Origin of the sequence: Streptomyces sp. DH-12 (assembly GCF_002899455.1) — a bacterium.
Taxonomy (GTDB): domain Bacteria; phylum Actinomycetota; class Actinomycetes; order Streptomycetales; family Streptomycetaceae; genus Streptomyces.
Map to the genome: position 1 here is coordinate 3,735,176 of NZ_PPFB01000001.1, position 16,038 is coordinate 3,751,213.

At 72.0% G+C, this 16,038-nt stretch carries 13 protein-coding genes and 1 tRNA gene; 5 read left to right on the forward strand and 9 right to left on the reverse strand.

The genetic code is table 11. The features are described 5' to 3' along the window. Window positions 1-38: 38 nt before the first annotated feature. A complete protein-coding gene (locus C1708_RS15640; protein ID WP_106413260.1) occupies window positions 39-1,076 on the reverse strand; it encodes an MraY family glycosyltransferase in 1,038 nt (345 codons plus the stop codon). 322 nt (window positions 1,077-1,398) lie between these two features. On the opposite strand from C1708_RS15640, the gene C1708_RS15645 reads away from it, so the two are divergent. After that, a complete protein-coding gene (locus C1708_RS15645; protein ID WP_106413261.1) occupies window positions 1,399-3,681 on the forward strand; it encodes a heterodisulfide reductase-related iron-sulfur binding cluster in 2,283 nt (760 codons plus the stop codon). A gap of 118 nt (window positions 3,682-3,799) precedes the next feature. On the opposite strand, the gene C1708_RS35080 is transcribed toward C1708_RS15645, so the two are convergent. Next, window positions 3,800-4,333 carry a LuxR C-terminal-related transcriptional regulator gene (locus C1708_RS35080; RefSeq protein WP_502696064.1) on the reverse strand — a complete coding sequence of 178 codons (534 nt, stop codon included), beginning with the start codon at window positions 4,331-4,333 and terminating at the stop codon, window positions 3,800-3,802. Window positions 4,334-4,351: 18 nt separating this feature from the next. Between C1708_RS35080 and C1708_RS35085 the strand changes: the two genes are divergently transcribed. The 3 genes from C1708_RS35085 (at window position 4,352) to C1708_RS15660 (ending at window position 9,473) form a co-directional block, all read left to right on the forward strand. Next, window positions 4,352-5,026, forward strand: a complete 675-nt coding sequence (locus C1708_RS35085; protein ID WP_241911261.1) for an NADase-type glycan-binding domain-containing protein — start codon at window positions 4,352-4,354, stop codon at window positions 5,024-5,026. Window positions 5,027-5,088: 62 nt separating this feature from the next. Next, the gene (locus C1708_RS15655; protein WP_106413262.1) at window positions 5,089-6,084 is read left to right on the forward strand and encodes a Yip1 family protein; all 996 of its coding nucleotides are present in this window, start codon (window positions 5,089-5,091) and stop codon (window positions 6,082-6,084) included. Window positions 6,085-6,239: 155 nt separating this feature from the next. Continuing rightward, window positions 6,240-9,473: an FG-GAP-like repeat-containing protein gene (locus tag C1708_RS15660; protein WP_106413263.1), complete on the forward strand. Its 3,234-nt coding sequence runs from the start codon at window positions 6,240-6,242 to the stop codon at window positions 9,471-9,473. A 79-nt stretch (window positions 9,474-9,552) separates the two neighbouring features. Here C1708_RS15660 and C1708_RS15665 read toward each other — a convergent pair whose 3' ends face one another. From C1708_RS15665 to C1708_RS34415, 3 genes are all read right to left on the reverse strand, one after another. Next, complete coding sequence (locus C1708_RS15665; protein ID WP_106413264.1) at window positions 9,553-10,050, reverse strand: phosphoribosyltransferase; 498 nt, start codon at window positions 10,048-10,050, stop codon at window positions 9,553-9,555. Beyond that, complete coding sequence (dcd, locus tag C1708_RS15670; protein WP_093764417.1) at window positions 10,047-10,622, reverse strand: dCTP deaminase; 576 nt, start codon at window positions 10,620-10,622, stop codon at window positions 10,047-10,049. Before dcd ends, C1708_RS15665 begins: the two co-directional genes overlap by 4 nt. Window positions 10,623-10,753: 131 nt before the next feature. Beyond that, window positions 10,754-10,912, reverse strand: coding sequence for a hypothetical protein (locus tag C1708_RS34415; protein ID WP_167534416.1), 159 nt, complete (start codon window positions 10,910-10,912; stop codon window positions 10,754-10,756). Window positions 10,913-11,189: 277 nt separating this feature from the next. Here C1708_RS34415 and C1708_RS15680 point away from each other — a divergent pair. Then, window positions 11,190-11,263: transfer RNA gene (locus C1708_RS15680), tRNA-Gly, on the forward strand. An 832-nt stretch (window positions 11,264-12,095) separates the two neighbouring features. Here the strand turns inward: C1708_RS15680 and C1708_RS15685 are convergent. The 4 genes from C1708_RS15685 to C1708_RS15705 form a co-directional block, all read right to left on the reverse strand. Then, complete coding sequence (locus tag C1708_RS15685) at window positions 12,096-12,362, reverse strand: hypothetical protein (protein ID WP_241911263.1); 267 nt, start codon at window positions 12,360-12,362, stop codon at window positions 12,096-12,098. 804 nt (window positions 12,363-13,166) lie between these two features. Next, window positions 13,167-13,670 (reverse strand): lamin tail domain-containing protein, encoded by a 504-nt coding sequence (locus tag C1708_RS15695; protein WP_106413268.1) that lies wholly within the window; start codon window positions 13,668-13,670, stop codon window positions 13,167-13,169. Window positions 13,671-13,845: 175 nt separating this feature from the next. Continuing rightward, a complete protein-coding gene (locus C1708_RS15700; protein WP_106413269.1) occupies window positions 13,846-14,487 on the reverse strand; it encodes a hypothetical protein in 642 nt (213 codons plus the stop codon). Continuing rightward, window positions 14,484-15,962, reverse strand: a complete 1,479-nt coding sequence (locus tag C1708_RS15705; RefSeq protein ID WP_106416322.1) for a sensor histidine kinase — start codon at window positions 15,960-15,962, stop codon at window positions 14,484-14,486. The genes C1708_RS15700 and C1708_RS15705 overlap by 4 nt, the downstream gene beginning before the upstream one ends. Between the last annotated feature and the right edge of the window lie 76 nt (window positions 15,963-16,038).

Below are 16,038 nucleotides of genomic sequence, written 5' to 3' on the forward strand. Positions count from 1 at the left end.
CGTCGGGTCAACAGAGCTGAGTCAGCCAGACTCAACTCTTATCCGCTCCTTACACGCAACCGCTCGCTGACCTGCGACGACGCACTGGCGACACGTTGACGCGGATGGAAAACAGGGGTGACGGGGCGCCTCACCAGCACCAGGACGAGCACCGCGGCGGCCGCCGCGACCCACCCCGCCGCCCCCGGGGACAGCCCGCCCGTGTGCACGCACACCCCGACCAGCGCCGCCCCCGCGGACCCGGCGCCCAGCAGCACCGGCACCGCGCGGGGCGCGAGGCCCAGCCGCCGCAGCCGGTGCCCGAGGTGGTCCGGCCGCCCGCGCGTGACCGGACGGCGGTCGAGGCGCCGCCCGAGTACCACCAGGACGGCGTCCGCACACGCCAGCGCCGTCAGCGCGGACACCACGGCGACACCGGCGCCGATCCCCTGCCCGGCCCGGACGAACACCTCCGACGACGCCAGCACGAAACCGGTGAACAGCGCGCCGCCGGCCCCGAGGCCCGCCCGCGCGGGGAACCAGTTGTGCAGCAGGAAACCGGCGAGCGCGGCGGCCAGCACGCCCAGCAGCGCGGCCAGCCCGTCCATCAGCTCGGCCGTGGCGCACGCGGCGGCCCCGAACGCGCCCACCGCGCCGACCGTGCCGGCCAGCCCGTCGGCGTGGTCCAGCCCCCGGAAGGCGACGGTCGCGGCCACGATCCACCCGGCGGCCAGCACCCCGCCCGCCACCCCGGTCTCGCCGTACGGCACGACGAAGGCCGCCGCCACCGCCGTACCGGCCGGCGCGACCCACCGGCGCAGCCGCCAGACGTCGGCGGCCAGCCCGAGCGCCGCGACGCAGCCGGCGGCGGCCACCATCCGCCCCACCCCGGCGCCGAGGGGCACCAGACCGGTGGCGTCGGCGGCCGTCGCGACCAGGGCGGTGGCCAGGGCGACGGCCGTCCCCCCGGACAGCGGCACGGCCCGGCGCCGCCTGCGGTCGGTGATCCCGAGGCGCAGCGCGGGGACCCGCAGCACCCCGGTGAGGAGGGCGGAGAGCAGCAGTGCGGTGGCGGCGGCGGCGATCCCGGAGAGCACGGATATAAGTTAGGGGCGTATCGACCGATTTAGCGTGAATAACACGATCGGATCCCGGACGCCACCCGGGACGGTCGCCGGGACCCTCACCTGGCACCCTTGTGGGTGTGCGGGGCGAGTGCACGGGTCGTCCGCACAGGCAACCCTCAGCGACTCAGATCACCCCGCGCCCGGCTACAGTGCGGCCGAAGATGGGGGTAGTCTCAGACGGACTGCATAAGTTACCGCTTAGTAATCTCGGGGAAGCCGGACGGCGCACCCCGGCGAAGCCCCCGACAAGCCACTCCACCCCCTGAACCCCTCGCAGGCCCGAGGAGCCCCCATGCAACTCGCCGCGATCATCGTGTCGCTGGTCCTGGCCGTGGTCGGCGTTGCGCTGCTCGCACGCGCGATCGGCCAGTTCGTCCGGTACTTCAAGCTGGGCCAGCCGGTCCCGGCCGGCGCCCGGACCGACAATCCCTACCAGCGCAGTGTGACCCTGGTGCGGGAGTTCCTCGGCCACACCCGCATGAACCGGTGGGGCATCGTCGGCATCGCCCACTGGTTCGTCGCCGTCGGCTTCCTGACGCTGCCGCCGACCCTCGCCCAGGCCTTCGGCCAGCTCTTCCAGGCCGACTGGGTGCTGCCGGTCATCGGCGGCTTCCTGCCGTTCGAGATGTACATCGAGTTCATCGGCGTCATGACGGTCCTGGGCATCGCGGTGCTGATCGTGATCCGCCTGCTCAGCCTGCCGACCCGGCCCGGCCGCAAGTCCCGCTTCACCGGCTCCAAGTCCGGCCAGGCGTACTTCGTCGAGGCCGTCATCCTCACCATCGGCCTCGCCATCTACGTGCTGCGCGGCCTCGAGGGCGCCCTGCACCACGTCGACAGCTACGAGCCCGCGTACTTCGCCTCGTACCCGCTGGTCCTCGCCTTCGACGGCCTGTCCGTCGAGACGCTGCAGAACCTGGTCTACCTGACCGCCATGATCAAGATCGGGACGTCGTTCGTCTGGATGATCGTCGTCTCGCTCACCCTCAACATGGGTGTCGCCTGGCACCGCTTCCTCGCCTTCCCCAACATCTGGTTCAAGCGCGAGGCCGACGGTTCCACCGCGCTGGGCGCCCTGCAGCCGATGACCTCCGGCGGCAAGCCGATCGACTTCACCGACCCCGGTGACGACGACGTCTTCGGCGTCTCCCAGGTCGAGCAGTTCTCCTGGAAGGGCCTGCTGGACTTCTCCACCTGCACCGAGTGCGGCCGCTGCCAGTCGCAGTGCCCCGCGTGGAACACCGGCAAGCCGCTCTCCCCGAAGCTGCTGATCATGTCGCTGCGCGACCACGCGCACGCCAAGGCCCCGTACCTGCTGGCCGGCGGCGGCAAGACCATGGAGGGCGAGGAGAAGGCGTCCGAGGAGCAGCTGGCCGGCGTGCCCGCCGCCGCCCTCGCCGAGGCCGAGCGCCCGCTGATCGGCACCGCCGAGGAGAACGGCGTCATCGACCCGGACGTGCTGTGGTCCTGCACCACCTGCGGCGCCTGCGTCGAGCAGTGCCCGGTGGACATCGAGCACGTCGACCACATCGTCGACATGCGCCGCTACCAGGTCATGATCGAGTCCGCGTTCCCGTCCGAGGCGGGCACGATGCTCAAGAACCTGGAGAAGAAGGGCAACCCCTGGGGCCTGGCGAAGAAGCAGCGCCTGGAGTGGACCAAGGAGGTCGACTTCGAGGTCCCGGTGGTCGGCAAGGACATCGAGGACCTGTCCGAGGTCGAGTACCTGTACTGGGTCGGCTGCGCCGGCGCCCTGGAGGACCGCGCCAAGAAGACCACCAAGGCCTTCGCGGAGCTGCTGCACATCGCGGGCGTGAAGTTCGCGATCATGGGCGGCGACGAGAAGTGCACCGGTGACTCCGCCCGCCGCCTCGGCAACGAGCCCCTGTTCCAGGAGCTCGGCATGGAGAACGTCATGGCGCTGAACACGGCGTTCGGCGAGGAGACGGACGACGACGGCAAGGTGACCGAGGAGTCCCGCAAGCCCAAGTCGGCGAAGAAGATCGTCGCGACCTGCCCGCACTGCCTCAACACCCTCGGCAACGAGTACCCGCAGCTCGGCGGCGACTACGAGGTCATCCACCACACGCAGCTGCTGCAGCACCTGGTGGACGAGGGCAAGCTGATCCCGGTCACCCCGGTCGAGGGCCTCATCACCTACCACGACCCGTGCTACCTGGGCCGCCACAACAAGATCTACACGCCGCCGCGCGAGATCATCGGCAAGGTCCCGGGCCTGCGCAACGAGGAGATGCACCGCCACAAGGAGCGCGGCTTCTGCTGCGGCGCCGGCGGCGCCCGGATGTGGATGGAGGAGCGGATCGGCAAGCGCATCAACAACGAGCGCGTCGACGAGGCCCTCTCCCTCGACCCGGACATCATCTCCACCGCCTGCCCGTTCTGCCTGGTCATGCTGACCGACTCGGTCAACGGCAAGAAGAACGACGGCAAGGCGAAGGAGTCGACCCAGGTCGTCGACGTCGCCCAGCTCCTGCTGGAGTCGGTCAAGACCCCGATCGACCCGGCGGGCGAGGAGGAGTCGGAGCCGGCTCCCGAGCCGGAGCCGGTGAAGTAACGCACACCGTGCAGTGAAGGGGCCGCCCGGGGGCGGCCCCTTCGGCGTCTCCCGGGGGCGGAACCGGTGCGGCGGCGCGGCCCCTCACCCCGCGCGGCCCCTCACCCCGCGCGGCCCCTCACCCCACGCGGGCCGGAGGCCCGTAGGGGGACGGCGGGGGGAGGGCCGACGGGAGCTCCGTGCGGCGGGTGATGCCGAGTTTGCGGTAGGCCGCCGTCAGGTGGGTCTCGACCGTGCGGCGGGCCAGGTGGAGGGAGGCCGCGATCTCCGCGTTGGTGCGGCCCTCGGCCGCCAGGCCGGCGATGCGGCGTTCACTGTCGGTCAGGGCGGCCGGGCCCGTGCGGGGGGCGCCGGGGCGACGGGCGCCCCCCTCGTGGAGCAGGTCCTCCGCCACGCCGCGCAGCCGCACCGCGCCGAGGCGTTCCGCGTGCTCCACCGCCTCGTGCAGCACCTCCCGCGCCTGGGAGCGCTCCCGAAACCCGAGCAGCAGCCTGCCGTGCGCGATCAGCGCGGCGATCGTCTCGGCCCCGCCCGGCGTCCCCCGCAGCAGTCCGGCCGCCGCCCCCAGGTCCGCGCCGTGGGCCCGCAGGCGGACGCGGAGGGCGGCTCCCCGTGCCCCTGGTGCTCCACCCTCAACCGCCCCGAACGGCACTTCTGCTCGCGCTGCGCCATGTCGATGAGCCGCGGCGAGGACGCCCCGCAGCGGCTGCCGTGGTGGCGCCGGATGTTCGCCGACCGCACCGCCGAGCCGGCCTGGGCGGGCGAACACCCGCGCCTGCGCCGGGGCTTCGGCCGGGTCTGGAACTGGGCCGTCGCCGCCGTCGTGATCGGCCCGGTCGTCGCCCTGGTGATGAACCTGGGCACGATGATCCAGGCCACCCGCGACCACTTCGCCAAGCGCGCCCCGGTCGGCCCGTCCGCCGTGAAGGCGTCCCGCTCGTACACCGGGCACGGCGCGGACCTCGCCTTCGACAAGCTGAACAACACCTGGTGGGGCCCCGGCATCTCGCAGGCCGCGGAGGGCGAGTGGCTGGAGGTCACCTTCGACCAGCCGACCCGCCCGCTGGACCTCGTGATCACCCCCGGCGCCTCCACCCGCGCGAACGAGCTGTCGGAGTCCGCCCTCCCGCGCCGCATCGACGCGCGGATCACCCGCGCCGACGGCGAGAAGATCACCCGGACCCTCACCCTGGACCAGAGCGCGGGCGGCCAGCGCCGGTCGTTCCGGGTCGGCGAGGTGACGGCCGTGCGCTTCGTCCTGCGGTCGGCCTACGGCGCCGGCCCGGAGAAGCAGGTGGCGATCGCCGAGATCGAGTTCTTCGGCCCGTCGAACACCACCTCCTGACACCCCCGCCGGGCCCGCCTCGGGGTGGGCCCGGGTACGGGTCCGGGTACTCCCCTTAGGGGATGTCACAGCTCGGCAGCAATGCCCCGCCGGGTGGCCGGCCCCGGACACACGGCCGCCCGGGAACAGGTACGTTCAAGGACGTGGCTGGATTCAGGATCGGACGCGGACGGAACAACGACGGGGCGCCTCAGGCGCGGCCGCCCCACCCCCCGCACGGGCAGCAGACACCGCCGGCGCCGCCGTACGGCTACCCCCCGGCGCCGCAGCCGCCCGCCCACGGACACGGCAGGGGCGCAAGCCCGTGGCCGCAGCCGCACGCCGGTCAGGGCGGCCCGCGCGGCTACGGCGGGCACGGCGAGCCGGAGTACTTCGGCGACGGCGGCTACCCTCCCGGCCCGCACGGCGCCCCGCACGACCCGTACGCGGCCAACAACCCCGGCCACACCCAGGCCTTCTCGATCGACGACCACTACCACCCGGACGACACCTACCAGGCGCCCCCCGGCCCGGTCGGCCCCCGGCTGCCCTGGAAGGACCTGCTGAAGGGCATCGTCACGTCCCCGCAGCGGACGTTCTTCCAGATGCGCGACTACACGGTGTGGGGCCCGGCCCTCATCGTGACGTTCCTCTACGGCCTGCTCGCCGTCTTCGGCTTCGACGGCGCCCGCGAGGACGCCATCAACGCGACGCTGTCCAACGCGATCCCGATCGTGCTGACGACGGCCGTGGCGATGGTGCTCAGCGCGTTCATCCTCGGCGTGGTCACCCACACGCTGGCCCGCCAGCTCGGCGGCAACGGCGCGTGGCAGCCCACGGTCGGCCTGTCCATGCTGATCATGTCCCTCAGCGACGCCCCGCGCCTGGTCTTCGCCATGTTCGCGGGCGGCGACGCGATGTTCGTGCAGCTCCTCGGCTGGGCCACCTGGGTGGCGGGCGGCGCACTGCTCACCCTGATGGTCAGCCGCTCCCACGACCTCCCCTGGCCGAAGGCCCTGGGCGCGTCGTCCATCCAGCTCATCGCGCTGCTGTCGATCGTGAAGCTCGGCACGTTCTAGACCTGCCCGGTCGGGCCCCGGTGTGCACGTCACGCCGGGGTTTCACCCCTGCCGCGCCGTGATCACCTCCTGCTACTGTCGCCCCTGCTCGCGCAGGACGAGCGGCGACATCGTGACACGCCCCCTGCGCGGCGCCCTGGGGAGGGACTTCACACGTGAATCGTCCGCTGGACAAGCGGGCCGTGCGCCGTCGGCGTGCGCTCGGCCGTACAGCTCTCACCGTCACGCTCGCCGTGACCGCCGGCATCGGCGCCGCCACGGGGACGGCCACCGCCGCCGACACGACCACGGCGTCCGCCGAACCCGTCGTCATCAGCCCCGGCGCCCGCTTCGTGCCCCGCGCCACCCTCGTCCTCAACACCGGCGAGACCGGCTTCCTCACCGCGCAGGAGGGCGACGACCGCCTGCGCTGGATCGACTACGCCACCGGCACCACGACCGTCCTCGACCACCGGCTGCCCAAGCCACTCGCCTACGACGTGGACGGCCTCCGCTTCGCCGAGCACCCCGGGGACTTCGGTCACGGCTCCGACACCGTCGCCCTCCACGCGGCGCACCCGTCCCCGCACGTGACGCTCCAGCAACGGGCGGGCGACGGACCGACGGTCACGGTCCCGATCCCGGAGGGCCAGTCGTACGTCGCCACCTACGGCGACACCGTCATCACCCGCACCGGCGCCGAGAACGCCGAAACGAGCCTGCACCTGCTGCGCACGGAGAACGGCCAGGTGCGGGACCAGAAGCTGGAGGGCCTGCCGGAAGGCTGGAACCTCACCATCAGCACCGGCGACTCCCGGTCCGTGGCCGTCCGCGCGATCAAGTGGGAGGACACCACGATGTCCCAGGGGTGGTGGGTCGTCGACCTCGCCACCGGCAAGGTGAAGACACTCTCCACCCACGGCGAGAGCGTCACCTTCGACCAGGACACCGTCTTCCACCTCGGCGCCCCGCAGCCCTACGCCGCCCAGGTGTACCGCCGCGACGACCTGGACGCGGAGCCGACCACCCTCGACCTGCGGGACGTCGGCGCGTACGACGACACGATCCTGCCCTTCGCCGACGGCTTCGCCACCGTGTCCCCGCCCAACCCCGGCGACAACCAGTACCGCGGCAACCCGCTCTCCCTCAGGGACACCGAGGGCCGCTCGACGACCCTGCTGACCGTCGCCTCCCCCTCGCTGCACCGCACGCCCGACGGCTCCCTGCTGGTGACCGGCGCCGAGAAGGACACCGACTACGGCCCGCTCGACTGGGGGTACTACCTCCTCACGCCCGCCGCCGACGGCACCGTCACCCGCAAGCGCGTCGCGGACATCGAGGACCGGGAGGCCGAACCGTTCGGCATCTCGCTGGGCAGCGGCATCCTCACCACCGCCGACGACTCCAAGCTCTACATGCCGGGCACCTACGTCGGCGGCTACCGCAGCACCTGGCTGAAGACCGCCGGGCGCCCCGAGGAGCTGAACTCGACCGTCGACGGCCTCGTCAGCGGCCGTGACGTCGACTGCGGCGACTCCGAGAGCGGCCCCTGCGTGACCATGTTCGCCTCCGGCGACGGGCACCACGGCCGCGAGGCCGGTACCGAGCAGGACGTCACCATGCTCTACCGCAACGGCGACTCCGCCTGGGGCCCGCGGGTGACCTCCGGACTCGGCAGCCCCGAACTCGTCGACCTGTCCGGCCGGTACGGCGTGGTCGACCAGGCCTGGGGCGGCTCGCAGGCCGTCCTGCGCTTCGAGGACGGCGACACCGGACGCGTCATAGAGAAGCGGGAGATCGTCGCGGCGGCCGTCTGGGGCAACCAGCTGTGGAGCGCCACCAGCAGCTGGGACGACCCCGGTCAGAACCTCCCGACCACGGTGACGGCGAAGAACCTGTCGACGGGCGCCGCGGGCGAGACCTTCGACGCCGGGTGCGTCCCCCGCGAACTGCAGGCCGTGGGGCGCTGGGTGTACTGGCAGTGCGACGACTCCTGGCCCAACTACCGGGGCGGCGGCGTCTACGACCGGCAGGCCAAGCGCTCCCTGAAGGTCGGCACCGACAAGGCGCTCCTCGGGGACGGCTACCTGGTCCGCCAGTCGGACACGACCGGCCTCACCCTCGTCGACCTGCACGAGGGCCTCCAGGCCGGTGCCACCGAGGCGGACCTGCCCCAGCGCGTCATCGTCACCGCGGCGGAACTGGGCGACCGGACCGTGCCCCGGGCCGGATGGACCGTGGACCGCTTCGGCGGACACGTCGCCTACGCGGGCGCGGACCGCCGGGTGCGGATCGTCCCCTCGGGCGTCCCGGCCTCCCGCATCGCCGTGATCGACGCGGAGACGTCGTCCGCCCTGGACATCAGGGCCGGGAAGACCTGGACGTCACGCTGGTGGCTGTCGAAGCCCGCCGCCTCCTGGACGCTGGCCCTGAAGAACAAGGCGAGCGGCAGGACCGTGCGCACCCTGTCCGGCGGCGAGGCCCGCGGCCTCCTGTCGGCCTCCTGGGACGGCAAGGACGCGACCGGGCGGTACGTCCCGAACGGCGCCTACACCTGGACCCTGACCGCGAAGCCCGCCGACGGCGCCGGCGCCGACCTGTCCGTCTCCGGGACCGTGCCGGTCACCGGAGGCACCGCCGTGTGGCGGGACATGGCGGGCGACGACGGCTTCGGCGACCTGCTGGCGACGGACTCCGCCGGGGCCGTGTGGATGTACCGGGGTACCGGGACCGGCGGCGTGAACTCCCGCACCGCCGGGACCGCCGGGGCGTTTCCCGCCGGCTCGGTGCTCGTGCCCGTCGGCGACGTGGACGGCGACCGGTGCGCCGACGTACTGGTCCGGGTGGGCAACGAGCTGCGGGCCTACCGCCCCGGCTGCGGCAAGGTCGTCGGCGCCTCGTCGCCGTACACGGTGATCGGCCAGGGCTGGGGCCAGTACGACCAGCTGACGTCACCCGGCGACCTCAACGGCGACGGCCACACCGACCTGATCGCCCGCCAGACCACGACCGGCGACATCTACTTCTACGCGGGCACGGCGGACCACCGCCTCAAGCCCCGGGTGCGGATCAAGGCGAACTGGAAGCTGTACAAGTGGATCACCGGCGCCGGTGACCTGAACGGCGACGGACGCGGCGACCTGCTCGGCCAGGACTCCGCCGGTGTCCTGTGGCGGTACTACGGCACCGCCGCCGGCAACGTGACCAAGCGGGAGCAGGTCGGCGGCGGCTGGAACGCCTACTCCGCCCTCGTCGGCACCGGCGACCTCTCCGGCGACGGCCGCACCGACCTGCTGGCCCGCGACACCGCCGGGAGGCTGTGGCGGTACGCGTCCACGGGCAACGGCACGTACGGCAGCCGGGTGCTGGTCGGCACGGGCGGCTGGAACACGTTCAAGGGCCTGTACTGACCCGAGCGCGGAAAGAAGAGGGCGGCCCCCGGCGTGGACATCACGCCGGGGGCCGCCCCCGTTCCCGCCGCCTCACACCTCAGGAGTCGAGCACCTGCCCGTCCCGCCGCACCACGGGCGGCTGAACGCTCCACGGGAAGTTGATCCACTCGTCGGTGCGCTTCCACACGTACTCGCACTTCACCAGCGACTGCGTCTTCTCGTAGATGACGGCGCTGCGCACCTCGGCGACGGCGTCGAGGCAGAAGTCGCGGACCAGCTTGAGGGTCTTGCCGGTGTCGGCGACGTCGTCCGCGATCAGCACCTTCTTGTCGGTGAAGTCGATCGCGTTCGGGACGGGCGCGAGCATGACGGGCATCTCGAGCGTGGTGCCGACGCCGGTGTAGAACTCGACGTTGACCAGGTGGATGTTCTTGCAGTCGAGCGCGTAGGCGAGCCCGCCGGCGACGAAGACGCCGCCGCGCGCGATGCTGAGCACCACGTCCGGCCGGTAGCCGTCGTCGGCGATGGTCTGGGCGAGCTCGCGGACGGCGACGCCGAACTGCTCGTAGCTGAGGTTCTCGCGCACGCCGCTCACACCTGCGTCCGGTGGAAGTTGAGGTAGGACCGGGAGGCCGTGGGCCCGCGCTGCCCCTGGTAGCGGGAGCCGTACCGCTCACTGCCGTAGGGGTGCTCGGCCGGCGAGCTGAGCCGGAACATGCAGAGCTGCCCGATCTTCATGCCGGGCCACAGCTTGATGGGGAGCGTGGCGAGGTTGCTCAGCTCCAGGGTCACGTGCCCGGAGAACCCGGGGTCGATGAAGCCGGCCGTGGAGTGGGTCACCAGCCCGAGCCGCCCCAGCGAGCTCTTCCCCTCCAGCCGGGAGGCGAGGTCGTCGGGCAGCGTGATGACCTCGTACGTACTGGCCAGCACGAACTCACCGGGGTGCAGGATGAACGGCTCGTCCCCCTCCGGCTCCACGAGCCGGGTGAGGTCCGCCTGCTCGACGGAGGGGTCGATGTGCGGGTACCGGTGGTTCTCGAACACCCGGAAGAAGCGGTCGAGACGTACGTCGATGCTGGACGGCTGCACCATGGATGCGTCGTAGGGATCGATCCGCACCCGCCCGGCGTCGATCTCGGCCCGGATGTCCTTGTCTGAGAGAAGCACGTCCCGAGAATACGCAAGGCGCGCGCGACGACCGAAACCGGCCGCCCCACGCGCCCACGCTCTCTGTCTGCGGGTTTCCCCCGCCGCTCCTGCCCTGCCGCTCCTTACGGCTACCGGCTTCCGGCTACCGGTTACCGCTTCTGCAAGGTCACCGGCACGACGCTGCGAAGCCGCGCACAGCGCGGACACCGCAGCAGCCGGCCGGGGCCGAGGCGCTCGGCCTGCTGCATCGGGAACGAGGTGGCGGTGAACACGTGCCCATCGGCACAGCGGACGACGGTGCGCTCCATCAAGTCCAAGAGTCCCTTCCCCAAGAACCGCGTCTGGCTTGCTGCCCTGACGACAAAAGCCACGTTACGGGATGAAAGGAACGGCCCTCCAGGCGGCACCCCGGACGCACGCCACGGCCTCACCGTACGCCCCGCCGTCTGCCCCCCGCAGCGGCTTCCACACCTTGAAACATTCTGAAACATGGTCAGGCCCCCGGGTCTTGGACACCGGGGGCCTGGCATGAGGTACAGTGATCGAGCGTCCGGACCACTCCGACGGAGCGGATCTGGATCTTGCGCGGGTGTAGTTTAATGGTAGAACATCAGCTTCCCAAGCTGAGAGCGCGAGTTCGATTCTCGTCACCCGCTCCACGAAGCAGGCCCAGGTCATCGACCTGGGCCTTCGTGATGTGTATACGTACCTGCTCGACCCCGCGACGAGGACGTACCGCGAAGGGGACGTGTTCGCCGGCCCCCTGAAGATCACCGCCCCCTTCGCAGCGGAGATCGACCTCGGTCAGGTCTGAACCGGTCGCAGGGCAGTCAGAGGGGCTGCTCAGCCGGCGGTGGTGCGCCCGGCAGACTCCTGCGGACGTGCGAAAGCAACCGAGGATCCCTCGGGCGAGCAGAGCCCGGAGGCGTAGAACCCACGCGGACGCCGCCGCACCTCCGGTCGGACGGCTTCACCGTGCCGTGCCCACCGTGTGCCCTTCAGAGCGGACACCTACGGTCGGCAGGAGCATGCGCCGAAGAAGCACACCCTCATCGTTGAGCGTGTATCCGCGGGTCGGCGAGAGGGCTATCACCCGAGCGCCGTCGCTTCCCGGGCTGGGAGCGCGAGTCCGGTCCTCGTCACCCGCTGCATGGGAAACCCCTGGCCCGCAAGGCCCGGGTTTTTTGTCGTCCGGGCCTTGCGGGCCAGGGAGCGAGCCGCGCGGTTCAACCACGCAGTCGGCCTCCGAACCAGAGCGGAAGACGCGCAGGCCGGGTCGCGACCGCGGAGCGCGGCAACGCTCAAGGCATGCCTTCGGCGGGGCGCTCAGGCTCCGAGACGGAGGGGGCGTCGCTTGCGAGTACCGGCCGGAGGAGTGGCGTACGCGGGGAGCTCCCGTCCCGCCTGCCGTCGCCCCAGGCGGAGCCGAGCAGGCGGGGCGGGAGCCGGAGGGGAGTGGTGGGAATCTCCGGCTCGGCAGGCGCGCGCCTCTCAACCGGCAGCCTGCGAAGAGACCAGCAGTGCCCCGAACCCGAGGACGACCGACTGCACGATGCCGGGGATGCGCCATCCCAGGGCGAGGAGGCCACCGCCTGTCAGTACCGCGCCGCCCCCCAGAAGCCACCATGCCTGCGACGCCGCCCGCGACGCACTCGACGGAACGACGCCGTCGCTCTCGTAGCTGTCGGCCCATCCCGCTATCCCGACGCCGTACACCGACCAGGCGATGAGCATGAAGTCGATGACGAGCAGCGCCACGCTGACCCCGATCTGCCGGCCGGCTGACGGTCCGTTCGTCCGCCTCATGGCCACCGCCGTCCCGTCCGCAGGTGACGCTCCATCAAGTACATGCGGTGAGCGTGGCCGTCGCAGCGGGCGCCGCACATGAGCACGGGTACTCAGATGCGCCGCTCGCGTCGGGCAACAGACCGGATCTGCCGCCTGCGCCCCGGTCGTGCCCGGTCAAGCGGGACATCAGGTCAGCACCCTGCTGGATCAGGGCGTGTCTGCGTACACGATCTTCCGAACCGGTGTCGGCTCGGTACAGGTCCGGACCGCCTCCGGACCGTTCGAAGTCAGCCGGTACTGACCGTCGAAGACGGGGGTCCACGACACCTGAGCTGGTCGGAGCCGTGGGCTTCTGCGGGACGGATGGGCAACGGGACCGGCGATCAGTGGACCGGCCGCTGACCGCGGTTGCCGGTGTTCGCCGCGTCCGTCGAGACCCCGCTGACCTGTTCGAGACCCCGTTGACCTGTGCGCTGAACTCGTCGCCGGGCTGCGGCCACCGCTTGATGACCTCTGCCGGAAGTTCCGGGGCCGGCCACACCTGGATACGGATCTTCTCGGTGGTTCCGGGGCTCTCGTCGGAGTCGATGCGGCGCGGTCGTCGTCGCGCGCGGGGGGTGGCGCTGGTCCGCTGCGGGCGGCGTCCGGAGGAGAGGACGGGAGGGCCGGACGCGCGGGAGGCCGTCGCCGTGACGGGGCGCGCCCGGGCCCGTGCGGCGGGGAGGGGCCGGGGCCGGTGCCCCGGGGCCCTCCCGTGCCGGGCCGGGCGTCCGGTCAGCCGTGGTACTTGATGTAGCCGTTGCCGTCCTTGTCGTGCGCCTTCTTGGTGTAGGCGTGGATGTCGGCCGGCTTGCCGCCCGGCTTGTAGAAGTAGATCGTGTCCTTGTCGTTGTTCCAGAGGAAGTTGCAGTTCTGGCGGTACACGACGTTCTTGCCGTCGGAGTCGGTGCCCCGGCCTCCGCGCAGGTGGACGTAGTCACCCGGCTCGAGGAAGTGGTTGGCCCTGAAGGTGAAGGTGTTGCCGGCCCGGTCCTTGACCTTGTAGCCCTTCAGGTTCACCTTCGACTTCTTCGAGTAGTTCTTGATCGTCAGGTACTCGTTCTTCGTGTTCCCGCCGGAGCACTTGTTGGAGTCCCGCCCGGGGGCGTCGTACTGCACGCCCTTGATCTTGAGCGCCGAGGAGTACTCGGCGGCGTGCGCCGGCACGGCCGCCGTGAGGGCGAGCGCGGCGACGGCCGCGGTGGTGGCGGCAGCGGTCACGGTGCGCCGGATGATCATGAGGTTCCCCCCTCAGTGATGCGAATGGAGCATCCGGAGCATACCTAAAGCGTTCATACGATGATGTTGACGTGAAGAAGTTGTGACAGTCAGCCACTCCGGCCCACTCCAGGCACGCCTGACTCCCCTTGCGCCCGCCGTTGAGCGGGCATCAGCGGGCATCGCCGGCAGGCGGTCAGTCGCCGCCTCCACCCGCGCCCCCGCCCCCGCCCCCGTGGAACAGGTCCCCCGCTCCGGCCCCGGTCGACGGCTTCGACGGCTTCGCCGGGCAGGCCGCCGTGGGGGATGTCATCGTCCAGGCCGTGCCGGTCACCTGGAGGATGGGGAGGGGAGGAGGGCCGGCCTCCTCGGGGGTGTCCGACGCGCGGGGGACCACGGTGGGGGCCGGTGAGGAGGCGTGGCGGACCGTGCAGGTCAGTTGCAGGAGGGCCTCGCGGGACACCGGCGTGGGGGTGTCCGGGAGGGTGACCCTGACCGTGACGCCGTCGGTCACCGTCACCGAGGGGGTGCCCGACAGGCGCGGGAGGTCCGTCGTCGCCGACATCGCCCTCTCCTTCTCGTTCGGGCCCTCGAAGAGGAGGCGGACCACCGAGGTCAGGTCGCCCGCGTCGGCGGCCGGGCGGGGGTACGCCGTCAGCTCGCCGTCAGTCAGGAAGAAGAGGGGGACGACAGCCGGCGCCGCCGAGGCCGTCGGGGCAGGACCCGGCATGCCGCTCGCCGGGCCGCCCGCCTCGATGACGTCGGACGCCGGGACACCGCACCCCGTCAGCGCCGTGAGCCCCGTGAGCGCCGTGACCAATCTCGGTGTGAGCCTCACTCCGTGCCTCCGTCGTCGTCGCTCAGGCCCAGGGGGAGTTCGACCGTGAAGACGGCTCCGCCGCCGGGGCGGTTGGCCGCGTGGATGCGGCCGCCGTGGAGGCGGACGTTCTCCGCCGTGATGGCCAGGCCGAGGCCGCTGCTGTCCCCGTCCCCGCTTCCGTTCCCGCTCCTCGCCCGTGACGTGCTCGCCTTGTAGAAGCGCTCGAAGATGTGCGGCAGCGCCTCCTCCGCGACGCCCGGGCCGTTGTCGGTCACCTCGAGGACGGCCCGGTCGCCCCGCGCCCCCAGCGTCACCCGGACCGGCGGTTCGCCGTGGCGCAGGGCGTTGCCGACCAGGTTGGCGGTCACCACGTCGAGCCGGCGCGGGTCGACGCGGGCGCGGAGACCGCCCGGTGCGGGCAGCCGCAGTTCGACCTCCTCCGGCCACCAGCGGGCGGCGACCGTGCGCCGGACGGACTCGGCGAGGTCGATGTCGTCGCGGTTGAGCCGCGCCGCCCCCGCGTCGAAGCGGGAGATCTCCATCAGGTCGTCGACCAGCACGCTCAGCCGCTGCGTGCCCTCGCTGACGAGCCGCAGCGCCTCGCCCGTCTCGCCCTCCACCCGCTGGTCCAGTACGTCGGTGACCGCCGTCATCGCCGCCAGCGGGGTCCGCAGCTCGTGGGAGACGTCCGCCACGAAGCGGCGGCCCCGCGCCTCCAGGCGGCGCAACTCGGCCACTGTCCGCTCCAGTTCGGCGGCCGTCTCGTTGAAGGAGCGGGACAGCTCGGCCAGTTCGTCGGAGCCGGTGACCTTCAGCCGTACGTCGAGATGGCCCGCGGCCATCCTGCGCGTCGCCCCGCGCAGGGCCCGTACGGGGCGCAGCACGCCGCTCGCGGCCAGCAGGGCCAGGACGACGGCGAGGCACAGTGCCACCAGGGTGGCCCGTTCGATGCCGCTGACCATCGCCTCGACGTACCCCTCCTCCGCGGTCTGCGGCACCTCCAGGTACATCACCACCCCGGAGAGCCGCTGCACCATGTAGTCGTCCGTCGTGTACGTCACGGGCATGCCGACGAGGAGACGCGGGCTGCCGTCGACGGTCACCCGCTGGAACACCGCCGCGCGCCGCGTCCGCACGGAGCGGAGCATCTCGCGGCTGGGCCGGGTGAAGCGGGCTGTGGGGGCGTACGCGCGCCGGTCGCCGTAGGTGGCCATGACCCGCCAGCCCGACGACTGGTTCGCGCGGATCACCTGGTCGGCCGCCCACTGGAGGTCCGACGTGGCGGGGGCGTACGGGACGCTGGGCGCGACGGCGTCGACGCTCGCGCGGAAGCGGTTGATGACGGAGTCCTGGCTCTGCTGGAGCACTCCCGTGCGCGCCTCCCGGAAGGCGAGGGCGCCGGTGCCCAGGGAGCTGGCCATGGCGACCAGGACGAAGGAGATCAGGAGGCGGGAGCGCAGGCCGCGGAGGGGGAGCGGGATGCGGGACACCACGGCGCGGAAGAGGCGGCGGGGGCCGGTGAGCGGCGCCGGGTCCGGGGTGCTCCGCGGCTCCGCGGACGGGTCCCCG